At 35.8% G+C, this 20,154-nt stretch carries 15 protein-coding genes; 4 read left to right on the top strand and 11 right to left on the bottom strand.

Annotated features, from left to right (window positions below; translation table 11 throughout):
- Positions 1-6: 6 nt before the first annotated feature.
- The 3 genes from AC1Q51_RS24640 to fdhF all read right to left on the bottom strand — a co-directional run bounded on the left by AC1Q51_RS24640 (position 7) and on the right by fdhF (position 3,901).
- Positions 7-351 carry a Na-translocating system protein MpsC family protein gene (locus AC1Q51_RS24640; protein WP_000039582.1) on the bottom strand — a complete coding sequence of 115 codons (345 nt, stop codon included), beginning with the start codon at positions 349-351 and terminating at the stop codon, positions 7-9.
- A 115-nt stretch (positions 352-466) separates the two neighbouring features.
- Positions 467-949: a helical membrane plugin domain-containing protein gene (locus AC1Q51_RS24635; RefSeq protein WP_000729897.1), complete on the bottom strand. Its 483-nt coding sequence runs from the start codon at positions 947-949 to the stop codon at positions 467-469.
- A 12-nt stretch (positions 950-961) separates the two neighbouring features.
- Positions 962-3,901: a formate dehydrogenase subunit alpha gene (gene fdhF, locus AC1Q51_RS24630; protein WP_071714654.1), complete on the bottom strand. Its 2,940-nt coding sequence runs from the start codon at positions 3,899-3,901 to the stop codon at positions 962-964.
- A 298-nt stretch (positions 3,902-4,199) separates the two neighbouring features.
- Here fdhF and AC1Q51_RS24625 point away from each other — a divergent pair, with 298 nt between their 5' ends.
- From AC1Q51_RS24625 to AC1Q51_RS24615, 3 genes are read left to right on the top strand one after another with little or no spacing between them, the layout of a single operon-like run.
- Entirely contained in the window at positions 4,200-5,735 is a 1,536-nt protein-coding gene (locus AC1Q51_RS24625) for a spore germination protein (RefSeq protein WP_090977412.1), read from the top strand.
- Positions 5,735-6,832: an endospore germination permease gene (locus tag AC1Q51_RS24620; RefSeq protein ID WP_097924261.1), complete on the top strand. Its 1,098-nt coding sequence runs from the start codon at positions 5,735-5,737 to the stop codon at positions 6,830-6,832. The genes AC1Q51_RS24625 and AC1Q51_RS24620 overlap by 1 nt, the downstream gene beginning before the upstream one ends.
- Positions 6,833-7,969, top strand: a complete 1,137-nt coding sequence (locus tag AC1Q51_RS24615; RefSeq protein ID WP_071714656.1) for a Ger(x)C family spore germination protein — start codon at positions 6,833-6,835, stop codon at positions 7,967-7,969.
- Positions 7,970-8,043: 74 nt separating this feature from the next.
- Here AC1Q51_RS24615 and AC1Q51_RS24610 read toward each other — a convergent pair whose 3' ends face one another.
- The 6 genes from AC1Q51_RS24610 to AC1Q51_RS24585 all read right to left on the bottom strand — a co-directional run bounded on the left by AC1Q51_RS24610 (position 8,044) and on the right by AC1Q51_RS24585 (position 16,654).
- The gene (locus AC1Q51_RS24610) at positions 8,044-9,426 is read right to left on the bottom strand and encodes an APC family permease (protein ID WP_000051664.1); all 1,383 of its coding nucleotides are present in this window, start codon (positions 9,424-9,426) and stop codon (positions 8,044-8,046) included.
- A 489-nt stretch (positions 9,427-9,915) separates the two neighbouring features.
- Positions 9,916-10,056, bottom strand: a complete 141-nt coding sequence (locus AC1Q51_RS24605; RefSeq protein WP_001116193.1) for a hypothetical protein — start codon at positions 10,054-10,056, stop codon at positions 9,916-9,918.
- A gap of 57 nt (positions 10,057-10,113) precedes the next feature.
- Complete coding sequence (locus tag AC1Q51_RS24600) at positions 10,114-13,476, bottom strand: tubulin-like doman-containing protein (RefSeq protein ID WP_492331781.1); 3,363 nt, start codon at positions 13,474-13,476, stop codon at positions 10,114-10,116.
- A gap of 79 nt (positions 13,477-13,555) precedes the next feature.
- Positions 13,556-15,652 carry a vWA domain-containing protein gene (locus AC1Q51_RS24595; protein WP_000702065.1) on the bottom strand — a complete coding sequence of 699 codons (2,097 nt, stop codon included), beginning with the start codon at positions 15,650-15,652 and terminating at the stop codon, positions 13,556-13,558.
- A gap of 256 nt (positions 15,653-15,908) precedes the next feature.
- Positions 15,909-16,247, bottom strand: coding sequence for a VOC family protein (locus AC1Q51_RS24590; RefSeq protein ID WP_090977406.1), 339 nt, complete (start codon positions 16,245-16,247; stop codon positions 15,909-15,911).
- Between the two features lie 71 nt (positions 16,248-16,318).
- The gene (locus tag AC1Q51_RS24585; protein ID WP_000842905.1) at positions 16,319-16,654 is read right to left on the bottom strand and encodes a hypothetical protein; all 336 of its coding nucleotides are present in this window, start codon (positions 16,652-16,654) and stop codon (positions 16,319-16,321) included.
- Between the two features lie 134 nt (positions 16,655-16,788).
- Here AC1Q51_RS24585 and AC1Q51_RS24580 point away from each other — a divergent pair, with 134 nt between their 5' ends.
- Positions 16,789-17,184: a hypothetical protein gene (locus AC1Q51_RS24580; protein WP_097924266.1), complete on the top strand. Its 396-nt coding sequence runs from the start codon at positions 16,789-16,791 to the stop codon at positions 17,182-17,184.
- Between the two features lie 40 nt (positions 17,185-17,224).
- Here the strand turns inward: AC1Q51_RS24580 and AC1Q51_RS24575 are convergent, their stop codons facing one another.
- Both AC1Q51_RS24575 and AC1Q51_RS24570 read right to left on the bottom strand, forming a co-directional pair.
- A complete protein-coding gene (locus AC1Q51_RS24575) occupies positions 17,225-17,944 on the bottom strand; it encodes a class I SAM-dependent methyltransferase (protein ID WP_090977402.1) in 720 nt (239 codons plus the stop codon).
- A 158-nt stretch (positions 17,945-18,102) separates the two neighbouring features.
- Positions 18,103-19,809, bottom strand: a complete 1,707-nt coding sequence (locus AC1Q51_RS24570) for a peptide ABC transporter substrate-binding protein (RefSeq protein ID WP_053563837.1) — start codon at positions 19,807-19,809, stop codon at positions 18,103-18,105.
- Positions 19,810-20,154 lie beyond the last annotated feature (345 nt).

Here is a 20,154-nt window from a genome sequence, read left to right as displayed (position 1 = left end):
CTTCTCTCACGTTATATTTTTATCGAAAACAAATACCGAAACTGCAATATCTTCTTCTACTTTCATATCTGAAAACAAATTCACTAATTTTGCTCCAACAAGTTCCTCCAAATGTTCACGGGAATTCGCAGCATACACTTCTTGAATCATTTTCGTTCTAGCCATATGAACCATTTCCGCACCGTCCATCGTACTTGAAATAAATTTTTCAGTAGGTGTTAAGTTTCCATAAAGAGTCGCTATAGCCATATTTTCCGCAAAAACAGTATGAATTCGTTCTGGTCCTTTTCCGAAAAGTTCCTTTCGAAGTTTTCGGATCATATCATTAAATTCATGTACTTTTTTTGACATACAATTATACCTCCCAAAAGCCTCATTTTACTTTATTATATATTTTACCAAAATGAGCCTTCCGTCCAAACTATTTCCTACAAATATTTGGGCGGAAAGGTTCACTTCATGAAGTTTATTCGTCTTTTAACCCTTTCCCCATTCCTTTTAAGAAATGAAGCCCAAACCCGATAGCGCGGTTAATATCTGGGTCTTTCAATACTTTCATAAGATCGAATACCCCTACTTTTTTATTACTTTCTAGATGTTCATTACCTTCTTCTAGCCCGACTAATAAACTACCTATAAGCTTTTTCGTAAGTTCTGGGTCAAGTTCAGTTAACGCACCTGCAGCACCCATCATATTATTAATTAAATTTGTAACAGGCTCACGAGTTACTTGACCTAGAACAATCTTTGCAATTGGTTCTTTCGCTTTCAGCATAGAATTTGCAGCTTCTAGCATTCCAATGTCATTTAATTCCCCTACTATATTAAACATCTGATTTAGAGCTTCTTCATTATTTGTTAAAAGCTCCTTTAAATCATCTAATTTTTGCTGTTTTATTTCTTCCTCAGTTAATTCTTGTTTTTGAATCATTTTTATAGGTGCAGCCATAGTTTTCTCCTCCTACTTATCCGTTAAATGCACATACCCTGGACGTGCCCACTTACGATGCACCTCAATTCCAGCTTGAGGGTGACGTTTTTTATTGCGTGGGTTCGCTTTTGGCATCGGATTTTCGCCATCAACTTCTAACACTTCCATACGCACTTTCGTTTGTTTATACGCAGGTGTATTCGTACGTACATCCACAGCAGGACCTGTTAAGAAATTAATTGCCGTTTCGTTATCTGTAGAGTTCATCGGTAAATATAACTCATTCGCTTTTACACGATCTGTAACGAGTGCACGTAATTTTAATGCTCCAAAAGGAGAGACAAGACGAACTAACGAACCTGTTTTTACGCCACGTTCTTTTGCAAGGTCTGGAGAGACTTCAACGAAAACACCAGGTACTTTCGTTTGAATACCTGTTGATTTATTTGTCATATTCCCTTCATGGAAATGCTCAAGCATACGACCGTTGTTAATGTGAAGGTCGAACTCAGCTGGAAATTCAGCTGGACGTACCCAGTCAGCAATCGCAAAACGAGCTTTTTTATCTGGGAAGTTAAATCCATCTTGGAACAGAAGTGGTGTATTGGTTCCATCAAAACTTCCCCAATGGAAACTGTTCCATCCTTCAAGCACTTCATAGTTCGCTTGCGAGAATAATGGTGATAAACTTGCCATTTCAGCAAAGATTTCACTTGGGTGGCTATAATTCCAGTTTGCCCCTAGTTTATTCGCAACCTCCTGGACGATCCACCAGTCTGGTTTCGCATCTCCTAGCGTAGGAAGAACTTGATATAATCTTTGGACACGGCGCTCTGTATTTGTGAAAGTACCTTCTTTCTCAAGAGATGGCGCTGCTGGTAATACAACATCTGCATATTGAGCAGTTTTAGAAAGGAAAACATCTTGCACAACGAAGAAATCAAGGCTCGACAACACTTCATGTACATGATTTGCATTAGAATCTACAAGAGCCATATCTTCTCCGACAAGATACATTGCTTTCATTTTTCCTTCGTCAATTGCGTGAAGCATTTCAATATTATTAAGACCTGGTTCACTATCAATTTTCACTCCGTAAGCAGTTTCAAATTTCGCACGTTCCATTTCGTTAGTAACGTGCTGATATCCTGGAAGCCATCCTGGTAAAGTACCCATATCACAAGCACCTTGTACGTTATTGTGACCTCGAAGTGGGTATGCACCTGCTCCTGGACGACGATAGTTCCCTGTTGCAAGAAGTAAGTTTGAAATTGCAGCGGAAGTATCAGAACCACCTGTATTTTGCGTTACCCCCATACCCCAAAGGATACATGTACCATCTGCATCACGAATCATTTCAGCCATTTGAATAAGTGTTTCTTTTGAAATACCTGTTACTTCTTCTGCATATGCAAGTGTATATTCTTCTAGACTTTCTTTGAAATCTTCAAAGAAGTTTACATTCTCATTAATAAATTCCTGATCATGCCAACCTCGATCAATCATATATTTTGTAACAGCCATTAACCAAACTTGATCTGTTCCTTGTTTTGGACTAATAAAGACATCTGATCGCTCTGCCATTTCTGTTTTACGAAGATCAGCTACAATTAACTTTTGTCCGTGTAATTTATGTGCACGTTTAATACGTGTAGCTAAAACAGGATGACCTTCTGTCGGATTACATCCTACAATAATAACAAGACCAGATTGCGCAATATCTTTAATCGTTCCTGCATCACCGCCCATACCAATTGTACGGAACAAACCATCCGTTGCTGGTGATTGGCAATAACGTGAGCAGTTATCAATATTATTCGTTCCAAATACTTGTCGAGCTAATTTTTGAATTACATAATTATCTTCATTTGTAATTTTAGAGGAAGAAATAAATCCGATAGAATCTTTACCGTACTCTTCTTTAATAGTACCTAATTTATTTGCAACTACATTCAGTGCTTCTTCCCATGTAGATTCAACAAACGTTCCATTTTTACGAATTAAAGGTTTTGTAATTCGTTCTTTAGAATTTACGAAATCCCAACCAAATTTCCCTTTTACACAAGTGGAAATTGCGTTAACTGGTGCATCTGAAGATGGCTGTACTTTAAGGATTTTACGCCCCTTCGTCCACACTTCAAACGAACAACCTACACCACAAAATGTACATACTGTTTTCGTTTTCTTCGTACGAGTATCACGCATGGCCGCTTCCACTTCTGATACCGCAAAAATACCGCTATATCCAGGCTCAACTTCTTTAATTAAATCTACCATCGGTTCAAGAATATCTGGTTTTAATCCCGTCATAAATCCAGCTTCACCGAGCATCGTTTTCTCCATTAAAGCGTTACAAGGGCAAATCGTTACACATTGACCACAGCTAACGCATGAAGAATCATTAATATTTACTCCTTCATCCCAAATAACTCGTGGACGTTCCGCTTCCCAGTCTATCGATAACGTTTCATTTACTTGTAAGTTTTGACACACCTCAACGCATTGACCGCATGCAATACATTGATTAGGGTCATAGCGATAAAACGGATGCGTCATATCAACTTCACTTACATCTACTTTCGGTTCATAAGGATATTTTTGATGTTCAATTTCCATTAATTCTGCTGTATTATGCAGTTTACAGTTCCCATTGTTGTTGTCACATACTGTACAGTATAATAAATGATTTTCTAGTAACCGATCCATCGCCTCTGTTTGTGCTTCTTTTGCGCGAACAGAAGCACGCTCAACGTTCATACCTTCCGTTGCTATCGTCGAACAAGAACGCATTAACTTTCCGTCAACTTCTACAATACAAGTGTCACATGTTTGAATAGGATCTACTTCCGGCACGTAACAAATTTGCGGATGTTCAATCCCGTTCTCATTAATAACACCCAATATCGTTGAACCAGGCTCCGCTGTATACTTTTTTCCGTCAATTGTAATATGAACCATGTTGTCATTCATGGTCTTTCCCCCTTTTTGAGAATAAAAAAACTCCACCACGAAAATATACGCACCACATTTTGGGCACGCTATCATCATGGTGGAGTAGTTTATTAGCACATCTTGCTAAAATACCAATCCATTTATTCATAAATAAAACGATAGATTCATAACAGGTCATATCACGATTCCATCTTTAACACTATAATTATAGCGTTAAATGTACAAATATACAATATAAATTTTAAACTGCGCATATGTCTGTATGTAACTATCCATAATAACCCATATAAAGTTCAACGAGGAATAAGGTGAATATATGGGATCTTTTCGAAAATGGATAAGGGGCGAAAAATCTTTCTCTACACATGAGCAATCTGAAACTGTATTAAATAAAGAAATTTCTTCCTCCATGCCGCTTAATCTTAAACACTTATCCAAATTATTTAGTGGTATTCCAGAATTAATTACACGCACTTTCCCGTTAAAAAACGGAAAAGAAGCTGCTCTTATATATATGGAAGGACTTGTAGATAAAACTGTTATTAATGTAGATATTCTTCGTCCTCTCTTATTTAAAGAATGGAATGAAGATGATTTTTGGGAATCTTCTGTTTCTATAGGGAATATTAAAAAAGTTCAGAAGTGGATAGACATTGAGCAATCTCTCTTACATGGCAAAAGTATTTTATTTATAAACGGGCAATTATCAGCTTTAGAACTAGATACGCAAGCGGCGCCAAAAAGGAGTATTGAAGAACCTACAACAGAGACTTCCATAAAAAGCTCACACGAAGGATTTAATGAAGTGGCAAGTGATAGTATCGCACTTATTCGTCGCTATATTCCAAATCGCGAATTAAAAGTGAAGGAATTCACTGTTGGCGAACGAGCAACCTCTAAAGTTTTTTTACTTTATCTTGCAGATGTTGCAAACGAAGATGTTGTACAAGATATGGCATGCCGCATTGAATCAATCAAAGTAGATGCTATTCTTACTACCGGTGAATTAGAAGGATTTGTTGAAGATAATTCCTATACTCTCTTCCCACAATTGTCTATCACTGAACGTCCTGACACAACAGCACATCATATTTTGAATGGGCGAATTGCCGTTGTTGTAGATCGCTCACCAGGCGTATTAATAGGACCTATGACCTTTTCATCCTTCTTTCAGACGATAGATGATTACAGCTTCAGACCTATGATTCCATCTTTTATACGACTCCTTCGTTTCACTGGGCTATTTATTGCAATATTTGCTCCTGCTCTTTATATTGCTATGATTTCCTTCCATTATGAAGTGATTCCGCTCAAATTGTTGTTAACGATTGGAGAATCTCGAGCCAAAATTCCTTTTCCTCCCATATTAGAAGCTTTATTAATGGAATTAGTTCTCGAAATGCTCCGAGAAGCAGCGATTCGGCTTCCTGGTCCTGTTGGACAAACAATCGGCGTCGTAGGAGGAATTGTAATTGGACAAGCTGCGGTTCAAGCTGGGATTGTGAGTAACGTTATGGTTATCGTCGTATCAATTACTGCGGTTGCCTCCTTCATTATTCCTAACTTAGAAATGTCAGCAGGAATTCGGCTTCTTCGATTCCCAATGATGATAGCCGCCTCTTTATTTGGCGTCATTGGAATTATGGTTGGAATGGCAATCATTATCATCCATATTCTTTCTATGGAATCACTTGGTGTACCATATGGTAGTCCTTTTTCTCCGTCATATGCTTCGGATTTAAAAGATACCCTTATACGTTTCCCATGGAAAATTATGAAGAAACGGCCACTATCTCTACAATTAAAACAAGATAACCGGCAAAGAGATGTTGAAGAAAAGGAGGAGAATTAGTGACAAAACGTGCAAAGAGGGAGATCACTTTATTTCAATACATTTTAACTATTAGTGGTGTTCAAGTCGGATTCGGCGTACTTACACTTCCGCGTGAAGTTGCACAAGGAGCGAATACAGATGGCTGGATGTCTATTATTATCGGATGTGTCATTACTACTTTAGTCAGTCTATGTATTGTAAAAATCATGGAAAAACATCCAGGATATACTTTACTTGATGTGCTGATACGCTATCTTGGAAAATGGCTAGGAAGAGTAGTAATGATTTTTTGGATTTTATATGCTGTACTCGCAGCTGTTTCCTTAATTTTTTCCCTCTTATACGTTATTCATATTTGGATTTTACCTAGATCTCCTATGTCTTTAATTATGATTTTGCTATCTATTCCAATGCTTATGCTTGCATGTAAAGGAGCACTTATTATTAGTCGTTTTGCTGTTTTCACTGTCATCTTTACACTTTGGATGCCATTATTATTATTTATTCCTCTTAAAGATGGGCATTTTATATATCTTCTTCCTCTTATCAAGGAAGGATGGCTACCAATTATAAACACCGTAAAATCAACTATCATTGCGTTTCTCGGATTCGAGTTTGCGTTTGTCCTTTATCCTTATTTAACTAACAAAGCATCTGCAAAAAAAGGAATTGTTATTGCAAATTTGATTACGTTATTTATTTATCTTCAAATCACGTTCGTTTCTTTTATTTATTTTAGTCCAGATGGTATAACAAAGTTTTTATGGCCGACTCTTTCTCTTGTTACACCGTTTCACTTCTCATTTCTTGAGCGGTTTGAAATTATCTTTTTGTCATTTTATCTCTTTATTATTTTTGATTCCTGTATTCCTTATATTTTTACTGCTTCAGATGGCATTAATCAATTACTTAACAAAAAAGGCAGTTCATTACCTATTTATTTTTTATTATTCGGGTGTATTTTCATCTTATTATTTTATATCCCTTCTTCTTATCAGATAAGTGCGTTGCGGGAATTTTGGGGAACCGCTAGTTATTTTATCGTTTTTCTATTCCCAGTTGTATTTCTCTTATACATGACACTTTATCAGCATTGGAAAAGGAGAAAAGTTTAAATGAGACGCTTTATTCATTTTATTATATTTTGTTTTCTCATAATTTTTTTAGCAGGTTGTGAAGATCGGCTTGATTTAGAAAAACAATCCATCTCATTAATTTACGGTTTTGACGCAAAAGCAAAAGGAAAATTAATTGTGTATCACGTAAACCCTATTTTCAATGAAGATGTAGAGAAAAAGTACGAAATTCATGAAGCGAAAGTACATACACCCCGAGAAGCAAAAGATACGTTTAACAGTTCAAGCAGCGGTTTAGTGTCCACAGAAAAGTTACAGCTTATATTGTTTAGCACGAATTTTTTAAAACAAGAAGGAGCTATGCCTTATCTGGATGTTTGGTATCGCGACCCTAAAAATACAGGGAATATGCGCATGGTTGCAGTAGATGGCCCCATTTCTTCTGTTATATATAATAATTTCAAAGATAAGCCTGCTCTTCCTGAATATTTAACAGATTTAATTAATACGAACAAACTATACAATCGGACCGTGTTTACGACATTCCATGAATTTCATAGACAAACTTTTAATAAAGGCGTAACTCCTGCTATTTCAGAAATAAAAAAAGGGAAGAAAGATGTTATTGTTACCGGTTCGGCACTATTAACCTCTCGTGGAACTTATAAGATGTCTTTAAATCGCTACGAAAGTGCCCTTCTTCTTATGGTGCAAAAGAAAGCTAATATACCCGTTTCACTTACAATGAAAATCCCCTCTAATTTAGTTGAAAGTAATAGCCATCTAAAAGATACAAAAGGCGACGATTTTATAACAATAAATGTTCTTAGTATGAGTCATGATATCGGTACAGACTATAGCGATAACCGCTTCAAATTTAATATTAAAATGGATTTAAAAATTGCCGTATCTGAACTTACATTCAACATGGATATAGAAAATGATAGAAAAAAATTAACTTCTCTTATTACAAAACAACTAAACAATGATTTAAACGATTTAATCCACAAAATTCAAAAACAGCAGCTTGATCCATTCGGATTTGGTGATTATGCGAGAGCGTTTCAATATGAAGAATGGAAACAAGTTGAAGATGATTGGCCAAGTTCCTTTTCAAAAGCTAATGTGAAAGTGGCACCAACTATTAAAATTTTAGAAAATGGGATTATTAAATAGAAAAAACACGCTACTTATTCTTATATGAATAAGTAGCGTGTTTTCATTTCCATTACAAGTATTATTTCAATGGACTATACTCTATTTCCATTTCTAACATTACTATGTTTTTTAGCATATACAAAATATATGAAAACGCCTATTATAATCCATGCCACAAAACTAATTAAAGTAAGCTTAGAAAGGTTCAAAGCCAAATATATACAACTTACTATTGAAACGATAGGTAAAAAAGGTACTAGAGGGGCACGGAATGGCCTCTTCATATCAGGATGCGTCTTTCTTAATACAATGACAGCTATAGATACAAACACAAATGCTGTTATCGTTCCCATATTCACTAAATTAGCTAATAAATTCAAATCCACTAATCCCGCTAATAAAGCTGCTAGTATACCTGTAACCCACGTATTAAAAAATGGAGTTTGTAAACGTTTATGGACACTTGAAAGTCTTTTTGGTAACAGTCCATCTCGACTCATCGAGTAAGATACACGAACAAATGCAAACATAGCTACTAACAGAACTGTTGTTAGCCCCGCTATCGCTCCCACCGATAACAACCCAGCAATTCTATCTTCTCCTACAGTGCGCAACGCATATGCAACCGGATCAGCAACATTTAATTCCGTAAACGGAACCATTCCAGTTAGCACGAATGAAACACCTACATATAGAACGGTACAAATGAACAAGGAAACAAGTAGCCCAATTGGCACGTTACGTTGTGGACGCTTCACTTCCTCTGCGGCTGTTGCAACTGCATCAAATCCTAAAAAAGCAAAAAATACAGTAGCAGCGCCCCCTACCACACCGTGAAAACCAAACGGTAGAAATGGTTGCCAATTCTCTGGTCTTACATATTGTGTCCCTACAACAATAAATCCTACAATAACAGCCAGTTTAATAATAACCATTATATTATTAATTCGTGCACTTTCTTTTGCACCACGGCTTAATAAAAATGTAACAACTAAAATAATAAGAACTGCTGGTAAATCAATGATTCCACCCTTCCCCATTCCTGGTGCCGAAGCAAAAACCGTAGGAATGTGAATATTAAAACCTAGTAGCAATGACTGAAAATATGCTGACCAGCCTGCTGCAACCGCAGAAGTCGCTAATAAATACTCCAGCATAACACACCAGCCAACTATAAATGCAAAAATCTCACCTAGTGTCATATATGTATATGAATATACACTTCCCGAAACTGGAACTGTAGATGCAAATTCAGCATAACAGAAAGCTACACATGCACATATAATTGCCGCTAATACAAAAGATAATACAATCGCCGGACCAGCATGTTTCGCTGCTACAATACCAGTTAATACGAAAATACCTGTACCAATAATTGCTCCAATACCTAAAAGAGTTAAATCAATCGCTCCTAAAGTTTGATTCAATACTTTTTTCTTTTCTTCATCCATTGCTTTCTTTATGAAAAGACTCATTCTTTGAAACCTCTTTTTCAAGTTTATCTCTTACTTGTTACATTCTTTATTACTGTTCTATTTTAAAAATAAAAATATACATAGTTCACTTCCCCTATAGACTTAGTAACCCACCTCATAAAAAAACAGAAAATTCAATCTCTTATACCATATTGAATTTTCAAAATATTAATCATACCAAAAAACCATTAAGAATGCTGATTGAATTTATCATACAATTAATTATATTGTCAATAATAAATCACTCAAAAATAATCGGTTGATTATGTATCAAATGTTATTTTTATACATAATTATTTTCTTAAAAAACATTGTTGTTTTCCACCTTAATATTCATATTCATTTTATTACATTGATTTTCATTACATACAATGTAATGAAAATCATAATAACCTCAAATTAATTATTATTCAAAAATAATAATTGATTTGAGGTTATTTCACCATTTTAATACTAACAAAAAAGTGCAGATTTTCATCTGCACTTTTTTTATTCTTCCACTTCAGCTTCTGCACTACTATTTTCAAGATGCTCCTTCTGAGCTTCCTCTTGCAACTCTGCTGAAATCATCCCATAATAAAGTTCCGGATATAACCCAAATATTTGATATACACTTCCTAAAAACGGCATCAGAATCCCTCTTTTCTAAAGTTGTATTGCCACTTTTAAGGATTCCCTTTTCATTCACTATACATTCGTTTTTGGCGTTTCTTCTTCATCTTGAATACTTAATAAATTTTGCCATTTTTTATACGGAGCGCTATTTGGATCTACATATCCTTTCGCATGCGAGCGATCCCACAATTGTTTAATAAACATTTCTTTCTCTTTCTTTGCAACCATATCAGCACCTGTACCGTAATAGTTCTGGAAATACAACTCGATTTCATCAAGGAATAGTCTTAATAATTCATCTGATGTTTCTTCTAACGTCGGATCATACTTCGCTTCACGGTCATACATTAAAATCATGTCTAAAAGATTGTGGACATGTTCTTTTCTAAGCCATCTTACATCTTGGGCTCCTAATACGAACGGATGTGTATATAAATGTCCACCTTGTATCATCGCCTTTTCTTGCTCTTCTTCAAATCGTGACAAGATGTTTTCATAAATAAACGGATTATGAAGCAATGCTCTGTGTAATTTATAACTTTCGCTTGAAATATTTTTTCCCATCGACTGAATTAAAAAGCTACGTCCCACACCGTTATATTGATACACAAACTGTCCATCAACAGCAACTAAACTAATCCAGCGATACATATATGCGTATAGTAATGCACGATTACATTTATCATAATCTAATTTTGTTTGAGTCACATTCAAATCTGGCATAAAGGCTGGTAAGTGCCAATACTTATCTAAATGCGGCGTTAAACTAGATTTTTTACTATTTAATTTGTTTACACGGCGATAATACGATTGGAAATAGTCCCCTTTATCATTCATAAATCCGTTTGAAATATGTCCTGATGATAATTTAGGAAAATCTTGCAGCGATAAGCCATAATGTGCTCGATAACAGATCACTTCAAATGGCGAAAAGGCTTCGTGTACTGTATCTTTTTCTTTAAACATTTCTTGAATCAATTCCTCTTGTAGCTCTTTCTTTAAAGAAGGATGTATACCCCAATATTGTAATTCCCTATGATGAGCAACTTTCGGAATGAATGGACTTGCTAAATGGAACAGGTCTTCAATTTTTTCACGCACGTATTCATCGCGATCACGTTTCTTATAATCTGCTTCTTTTCGCAACGCTTCAATAATATTCAATTCTAATTTATCACGATAGCGTACTTGCAGTTCGTCATAACAATAGCTCAGTATATGTTCGCGATAGAAATCCTCTACCTTTTTCGACTGAATCTCTTCTGTTTTCGCATCACGACAATATTCCCCATACAAACTCATATAAATTTCCGCTGATATATCTTTCGGTAGTACACCTAAATTTAAATGTTGCTGCATATCTTGCCATATCTTTTCTTGCAGCTGTTCCTCTGCTAATACATAAACATTCGTCGGGTTTGTTTTCCCTTCAAATTCCTTACTGCGCTTTTGGATTTCAAACAATAAATTTTCACGTGTTTCATGTAAATTATCAAAAAATCTTTCCCAATATTGAATCATTTTATTAACTGCCTGATATAGCGATTGATACACAAGTTCTAATAGCATTTCTTTTCGATATTCATTTAATTTGTGTACATATTGCGTTACGATGTCTTCAAATTCTCTTTTGAATGAACGTTGCTGATTATTAATCATTTTTCCGAACCAGCCTTGTTGTTGAGCAATTTCTACTCGGCGTACAGCCGTTACCGTTCCATCGATATTACCCACATTAAATTTTTTATCGTAGTTTTGAATTACATTACGCTTTTGTTCATTATTTTCATGTAGTCGATTCATTTTTTCTACTAACTGCTTTCGAATTTCATATAACATAAAACGTGCTGCTACTGGGTGAACTGGATCTGTTTTCTTTAAAAACCATGTATTTAATTGATAGGACTGCCCTTCAGAACCACTTGGTGAAAAGCGGTCTGATTCAATCATGTCATATAAAAGTGTCGTTACATGTTCATGTACACGGCTCGGAATCGCATACGCATATAAACGAACCGCGTGATCCACTCTTGCTACTTCACCTTTCATTTGTTCCATCATTTTCAGTTTCGCAGCTGAAATTTTACACTCATGTTGCAGACGATTTAATTCCTCATCTTTTTGCACCGTTCGTTGTACATAACTTTCTACAGCTTCTAAAAACAGTTTTGATTTCGCAACTCCGAGCTTACCACCCTCTGCTCCTTCACGTGTTTCATTGTACATTTGTCTATAGAAAATATGAGCTTGCTCTGGACGGGTAGCAAGATGCTCCAAGTCCTCTAAATAACTTTTACCTCTCTCCGGCTTTTCACGCTGCATCCCACGTTTTACATCTTGGTCGTATCTTTGCTTCTTCTCTTGAAACAGTTGATCTAAATGCAGCCACGATTCATCTAAACCTTGCACCGCCCATTTTAAAGCACAATATTTTAACACATGCTCATATGGATAAATGAGTTTTGCCGTTCCTGCCCCGCAATATCGTCCTTTTCCACTTGATTCTGCTAATTGCTGAATTTGATTGTCTTCTTGTGCAAAATGACTTGTAGACATCGGGCTAAATAACTGTAAATAAATTGTATTTGCCATCTGTTCCATATAGTCTGATAAATTGTGTAAATGGTGTCCATGTAGATTTTCGTAATCGTATAAGAAACAATAATTGTACGGTAAATGATGTTGTTTAATTGTATGATTCGTTCTTCCGTCTTCATCTACTTGATCAGGGCGATACTCTAATTCAATTGTTACACCACCGCGTTTTGATAATTCTCCAGTAGAACCGAGCGTAATAGCATGTAATTCTTTTAACGATGCATAGCCATTTGCTTGCACCGTTTCAAATTCTTTCGCACTAACCGTTCTCGTCTTTACTAAAACATCCGGCATTAAAAACGCACCGCGTATTAAAATGTTATGATGCTGCAATTTCTTCCGAAGCATTTCACGTAAATATAATGCAATTTGCAGAAACATCCCTGAACCTGTTCCGCCTGCTAGTGATGTTACTATAATGACACGCACACCATATTCCGTTTGATCACTTGTAACCGGAAAAATTTTCTCGATTTCTTGCCAAAAAGACGTCAATTTATCTTCTTTCATCGCAGCACGTAACGCTAAACGTGAAATGACGCGTAACTGTCCTGCTCCTTCTGTTAATGGCTTATCAAGTATAGTCGGATCCATCGGAAACCACTCTGGGATCGTTGGATCTCCCGCAATATACTCCCTAGGCGTTTTACTAGAACTTGTTTGTGTCTTAAACTTTCGAATATGATCAAATTTACTTAATGTATTCACATCTGTATCAAATACGTGCATTGCTACCTTTTTTCGGCGCTCTTCAGACAGTTTTTCATATATTTGATGCGTCACAGTACTACCGATTCCACCTAAACCAATTAATATTGTTGGAACTTGTAATGTCATGTGAACCACCTTCCTATTCTTGCTTGTTTGAAAAAAGGGAAAGAGAATCAATACTCCATCCCCTTCTTATCCATACCTACTATTCACATTCGTACTTGTAAATCTCCTTACCATATCCTCTATCAATTAGTAAAAGTTCATTTGGATATAGTGTCTTATGTTCCATTCCTACTTCATCTTTTGTTATAAACATCCCATCAATAATCATTCCAACTACTTGTGATTCTTTCGCTACAAAGACAGATTTCGAACCTTTCTTCGCTATAAATGTAACGGATTGCACAGTTTTTCTTTCTGCTCTAAATGGGATACCAAAATAATGGTTCCACCATTTATTTCGAAGTAATTCTGGCTCAGATTGATATAGCCAATCTTTCGCTACCTCTTGATCCCATTCATAATACAGTAGTGCTTTCCGGTGAAATCTTGGCCGAACAATCCATCCTAAAACAATGATTCCTACTACTAGCAGTAATAAAGTGATAGGAATGACAAACTTAAAAATAAGCGCATATTTTTCATACAACGGAGCATCTTGAATATGGAATGTTATGTTCTTCTTTACTTCTTGTAATTTTGAATCCTGCATTACGATGGTAGCTTCTACGGTGCCGGTATCTGTAAAATTAAATGTGTCGGAGTAATAGGGACGAGGATAAACATAGATCTGATTTCCATGTTGCTTTATTTCATAATTGATTGATTGTTTAGATGTGACACCAGTAGATTTTAATAGTTTTTTTACAGCTTCTTCTGTCATCGGCTTACCATCTAACTGTGGCTGCAAAACAAATGGTTTACTATTCTCTAAATTTGTCACTTTTTCTTCATAATCTTTTGTAACAGTTTGAAGTGATAATTTTGGTTTCTCAGCTGTTTCAATTTTAAATTCTTTCGTCTGTCTATAAAACCCCTTTATATTCATATGAACTTTCCCGCGTACTAACCCTTTACCAAGCTTAGTTTCGTAATAAAACACATGCCTCTTATCGTCCCACTTCATCGGATATTGTTTTCCGTCTATTTCTACTTCTGCCTGAAAGTAAGAAGACTGAACTGGCAACTCCGTAGGCTTTGCTTCAATAACAGCAGTAACACCTTCGTACATTTCCTCTACATTTTTTTGACTACTATCATCTTTGTCATAAGTAGAAACCGTATAATTAAGCGCTGGTTCAACTAGTACTTGTAGTCCTTCTTTCTCAATGTCCTGGTCCACTTCTATCGTATAAGTTCCTGGTTTAATAACTTCCTGATTTTCCGTACTTATATGAACTATATTTCCGAACAATTTTGCTTCTCCTGGTGCATGTATGGAAAAAGAAGATTGTAATTGTAATGGTTTAGAAATTTGTGTGACCTGATAATCGGGCAGAGAAGGCGATTGTCGTACAAGCGTCATACGCTTTAATGGAAACGGTGTTGTAATCTCTACTCTTTTCCCCACTACTTTCGTTTTTACAATCGATTCAACAGAGGAGAATGGATCACGATTTGCAACTAATGCTGCCACTTGATTTACACTTTTTACAATGCCATCTTCTCCGCTTGACGGCATAGTAACACCATTTATCTCTTTCTTCCATATTTCTTTGAACGTGTTTAATTGTTCTTTTTCTTGTTGTCCTAAATCTTCTTCCATCGTAATTAAGACTGGGTGTAACGATATCTTTTTTGCATCCATTTCTTTCTTAAACTGGGCTAATTTCTGCAAAATTTGTTCTTTTCCGCCAACCTTATCTTTCTCTAAATCATTAAATGCCCCGTCAGTTAATACAATAAGCCAAAATTCACGTTTTCCATCTATATCTGCTTCCTTTTTTATAGATTGCATCGCCGTTTCTACCGCGCTAAATGGAGTATTTAAATACGTTTTCCACGCTCCAATTCCCTCAATTTCTGTTTGCCTTTTATCCTTCGTTAACGAAATGTTTAATGGATCATTCGGCTTACTCATTGGAACGTAAGAAAATTTATCTTTTTCATCTAATAGCGCAACTAAACTTTGCAAAGCATAATTGGCATATTTCCAGCGATCGTTATTTCTCATGCTGCCCGAATCGTCATATACAAGTGAAACGACCCTTTCCTTTGCCTCCTCTCCTTTTGCAAAAGCTGATAAAGGTAAACATATAAATAGAAACAACATGAACGTGGCACAAATTCGAATTTTCATGATGAGGCTTCGCCACCTTTGTAGACAAATTCCTATGTTTAAATTTATGAGAGGAAACAAGATATATGACTTGTATTTTAGGACAACTAACCCACCATAACTTTATTATGTAAACAGATCATACACTTGGTAATATTCCTTCTAGCACTCTCTATCCAATTATATAAGTAAAAAAGCCTGTTTAAGCTCCACGCTTAAAACAGACTTTTCCTACTTTTTATTTTAAAAACACATAACAAAAAGTTTGATTTTTGACTTAACACATCACTTCTATTGTAAATCCACCAGGTGCTTCAACGTAAAACGTATACGCATGGACATGCTTAGGAGGCTCCACCAAAAATCCATCTTCCTTCAATCTTTGATTTATCTTATCTACTTGTTCTTCACTTTCTTGTGGAAATCCTACATGAAATGTTTTTGGATACTGAACTTCTTTTCCTTTCATTAAAGTTAGTATAAATCCATCATTATCACGCATAACTGCAAAGGCATTCCTCCTTGTTCCACTACAAATCAAACCAAAATACCTCTCTAAAAACGCTCTAGATGCTGTTACATCTGTAACTGTTAAATTAAGATGTTTAATTCCCAATCCTTCACCTTCTTTCTCAATTTTCTAACATTTTATCATATAAATAAAAAACACGCTTTTCACAGCGTGTTTCATTGCTTTACATACACTTCAACAATCGGATTTTCTTTATTGTCCGCATGCAAGCGTATATTCGCTTCACTTGTATTATAAATACTAGCTAATAACATTATCGTTAACACATTAGGTATCTTCGCATCACTTCCGTATTTTCTCTCAAGCCCTTCTTTATATTCAAAATCTAAATCCCCCTGCACATATGTATACACTTCAAAACCATCTTCTAAATTGCAAACTACTGTATCAATAATATCTGCCCCTACTTGCTTCTTCATTTCCTCTCGCAACGCTTCAATAAATTCTTCCCACGGTACTTCGTATGTCTGAAACTGATCTGTAGATTTCATGCCTTTTCCTCCTTATATATCCTCTTCTTATATTTCCCCTTTCCTATAACAATTATGATAGATAGGACATTCGTACAAGCCGCACTTGTCCCCCTTACATATCGTATTACTGTAATGCGGAAGGAGGAAAGAACATGCATAGACAAAAATGTTATGATACATGCCGACGTTATTTCGGAAAGGTTGTTCGGATTGAAGACCGTGATGGCCGTATACATTTAGGTAAAATAATCGATTTGACAAAAAACTCTGTATGGATCGAACCGGTGCAACAGCGCTCATCTTTTGATTCAGGATTCGGATACTATGATGCTTATGCAAACGGTGGTTGTGACCTTTGCGGCGGCCTTAGCAGATGTGATAGTTGCGGATTTGGATGCGGTGGTGGATTCAGCAGTTGCGGATGTGGTGGCCGTGGTTGCGGTAGTTGTGGTGGCGGCGGCTGGGGTGGCGGCGGTTGTGGCTGGGGTGTTGAACTCGGATTTGGTTTCATCTTCGGAATTACATTAGCTGCATTATTTTTCATTTAACATAGTAAAGAGTTGACTACCTTTAGCCAACTCTTTCTCTTTATTTTTCACATATAAAAATACGATGCCCTAAAATGTGTTGGTACATAAGCCGTACATTTTCATGCTGTACCCACGCCTCATATAACTCATTCGGAATATGTGAGGATACATTCCACTCTGGCTCTTCTACATAACCAGAGATCGTTTCTGCAATCGTGCCACCGCCAGCAATTGTAATTCTTTTAAAATTTGCTTTCTGAAATAATTGTACCCACTCATTCTCAGTTAATAGTTCTTTCATGCCATATAATTGGGCGATTTTTTCTTCCTCATCCTTATCAATGTGCCTATCAATAATCATTTCAATGACAACAAGCTTACCGTCCTGCTGTAATACACGGTAACACTCCGAGATAACCCTTTCTTTCTCTGTAAAAGCGATGATTGATTCTCCAAGTACGAACTCAAATGAGTTATTCAAACAAGGTAATTGCTCTACACTTCCTTCAATTAATTGTATATCTAACCCTTCAAACAACCATCTATCTTTTGCCTTTTGAATCATAATTTCATTCTTTTCAACAGTTGTTACTTTATAACCAAATTCCCTTGTCATATATGCCGCTGTTTTCCCCGTACCGCAACCTATCTCAAGGACATTCGCTCCATATTTAAAAGGCAGTTGTGCTAACAATTGTTTTGTTAACGTAAAACCACCAGGATGAGCACTTCCTATTCCGTAATAAGCTAGGAAATCGATGTATGTGTTTCGTTTCATAGGACTCTCCTTCAAGTTTTCTATAATACATATATTCATCCAGAAAAAAATCGTGCATAGAAAAAAAGCATTTTCAAGTGCGATACCGCAACTTGAAAATGCTCTTTTCTTTCACAGGGGAATGAGGAAAAATCCCCACTGGTTAAAATTTCACTTTATTATTTCTCTTCTACATACGCCCATTTGAAACTATATTCCGGACTAATATTATGTTTTACAATTCCCTTTACATTTGGTTTCATAACATACGATCTACCACTTTGATATAAAGGTACGAGCGCTACATCTTCTTCAAGTAACAGTTTTTCTGCTTTCCCTAGCTCTGTCCAACGTTTTTTTGCATCAGCCATCCATTCCGTCTTACTTTTATTAATAATGTCATCATATTTTGAATTTGAATAGCTCATCTGATTCTGTGAATTTTTCGTTTCAAACATATCAAGATATGTCATTGGATCCGCATAATCTGGATTCCAGCCGCCATATGAGAAATCATAATCTTGGTCTGATTCTAATTTTAGTTTTTGCTTAAATGGCTGAAGTTTAATATTTACTGTTACACCCTTTAAATTCTTTTCAATTTGATCTTTTACATACTCCCCAACCTTTTTCGCATTACCAGTATCATAATTTAATAGCTCTATTGTCACTTGATCTTTTCCAAGTTCTTTTTTCGCAGCTTCCCAGGCTGCTGCTGCCTTTTTAGAGTCTTGTTTTAAACCATTTTTAAACGTTTCTGCGAAATCTTTACCATCTGGTCCAGCTGCTAAACCTTTTGGTACTAAATAATCCACTGGTTTTGAACCATCATTTAAAATGACATTCGTTAAAGCTTTCTTATCGATTGATAATGCAATTGCTTCACGTAATTTTTTACTCTTTAACGGTGTATCTTGCCCACCACGTTTTTGATTTAGACGCAAGTAAAACGTACTTGTTTCTGAATATGCACCAAACTCTTCTTTATTATTTCTATACTTATCAACAAATTCACCTGATAAAAGTGTAAAATCAATCGCACCTGTATCATATAAATTTACTCTTGTAGCTGGTTCTTTTACTACACTATAGTTGATTTCTTCTAGTTTTACAGTCTTTTTATCCCAATACTGATCATTTTTCTTTAATTTCCAACCTTGTTCATGCTTCCAATCAGTAAGTACAAACGGTCCATTATAAACTGTCGTATCAGACTCTAAACCGTATTTATCTCCTTTTTCTTTTACGAACTTTTCATTTAATGGATAGTATGACGCGAATGCCATTAAATTTAAGAAATATGGTACTGGTCTCTCTAGTTCAACTTCCAGCGTATAATCATCTACCGCTTTTACACCTAATGTAGAAACTTCTGCTTTCCCTTGATTTATTGCCTCTGCATTTTTAAGATAGTAAGCAATAAACGCATACTCAGCAGCTGTTTTTGGATCTACTAGACGTTGCCATGCAAATACGAAATCTTTCGCTGTTACAGGATCACCGTTTGACCATTTTGCATCTTTTCGTAATTTGAATGTATATTTTTTGCCATCCTCGCTTTTCGTACTAGATTCTGCCGCCGCTGGAATTGGCTTGTTATCTTTATCTAGACGATATAACCCTTCCATCGTGTTTCCTAAAATTTGAGAACCTAACGTATCTGTATTTTTAGAAGTATCCATCGTCGGAATTTCATTCGTTTCTGTACGATTCATTACTTGCTGTGCCGCATATTTAATATCGGATTTTTTCTCTTCCCCGCCACTATTAGACGTCGTAGTCGTTTTCTTCTCCCCACCAGAAGATCCAGAACATGCTGTTAACGCCACACTCATTGCTAATACTGGCGCTACAACCGCCGTAAACTTTTTCATCTTTTTCTTCATTCTTGTACCCTCCCCAATTATATGTACGAAACTAACTTTGAGAGATTTCTAATTTAAATTATCAGAAAATTATTACTAATTATCATTCTACTAATTTTTCTCGAATTGTAAAGTATTTTTAAAAACATTCATAATAATTAATTTATTTACTTCAATAACAATCTATTACTACTATACGAATTCTCCCACATCTACTATATGTAAGTACCACTTTTCTTATTCTTCTCTATTTAATTTAATAGTAAAAGAGCGTTCTAAAAGTCATTTATGAAGTGACCCCTAAAAGTTAGACACGGTTATTTCATTAGGCAGCTTGATAAAAGTGAGTCCGGTATTGTACTGGGC

Source organism: Bacillus sp. MT94, from assembly GCF_058792475.1.
This window is presented reverse-complemented; position numbering and strand designations above follow the sequence as displayed.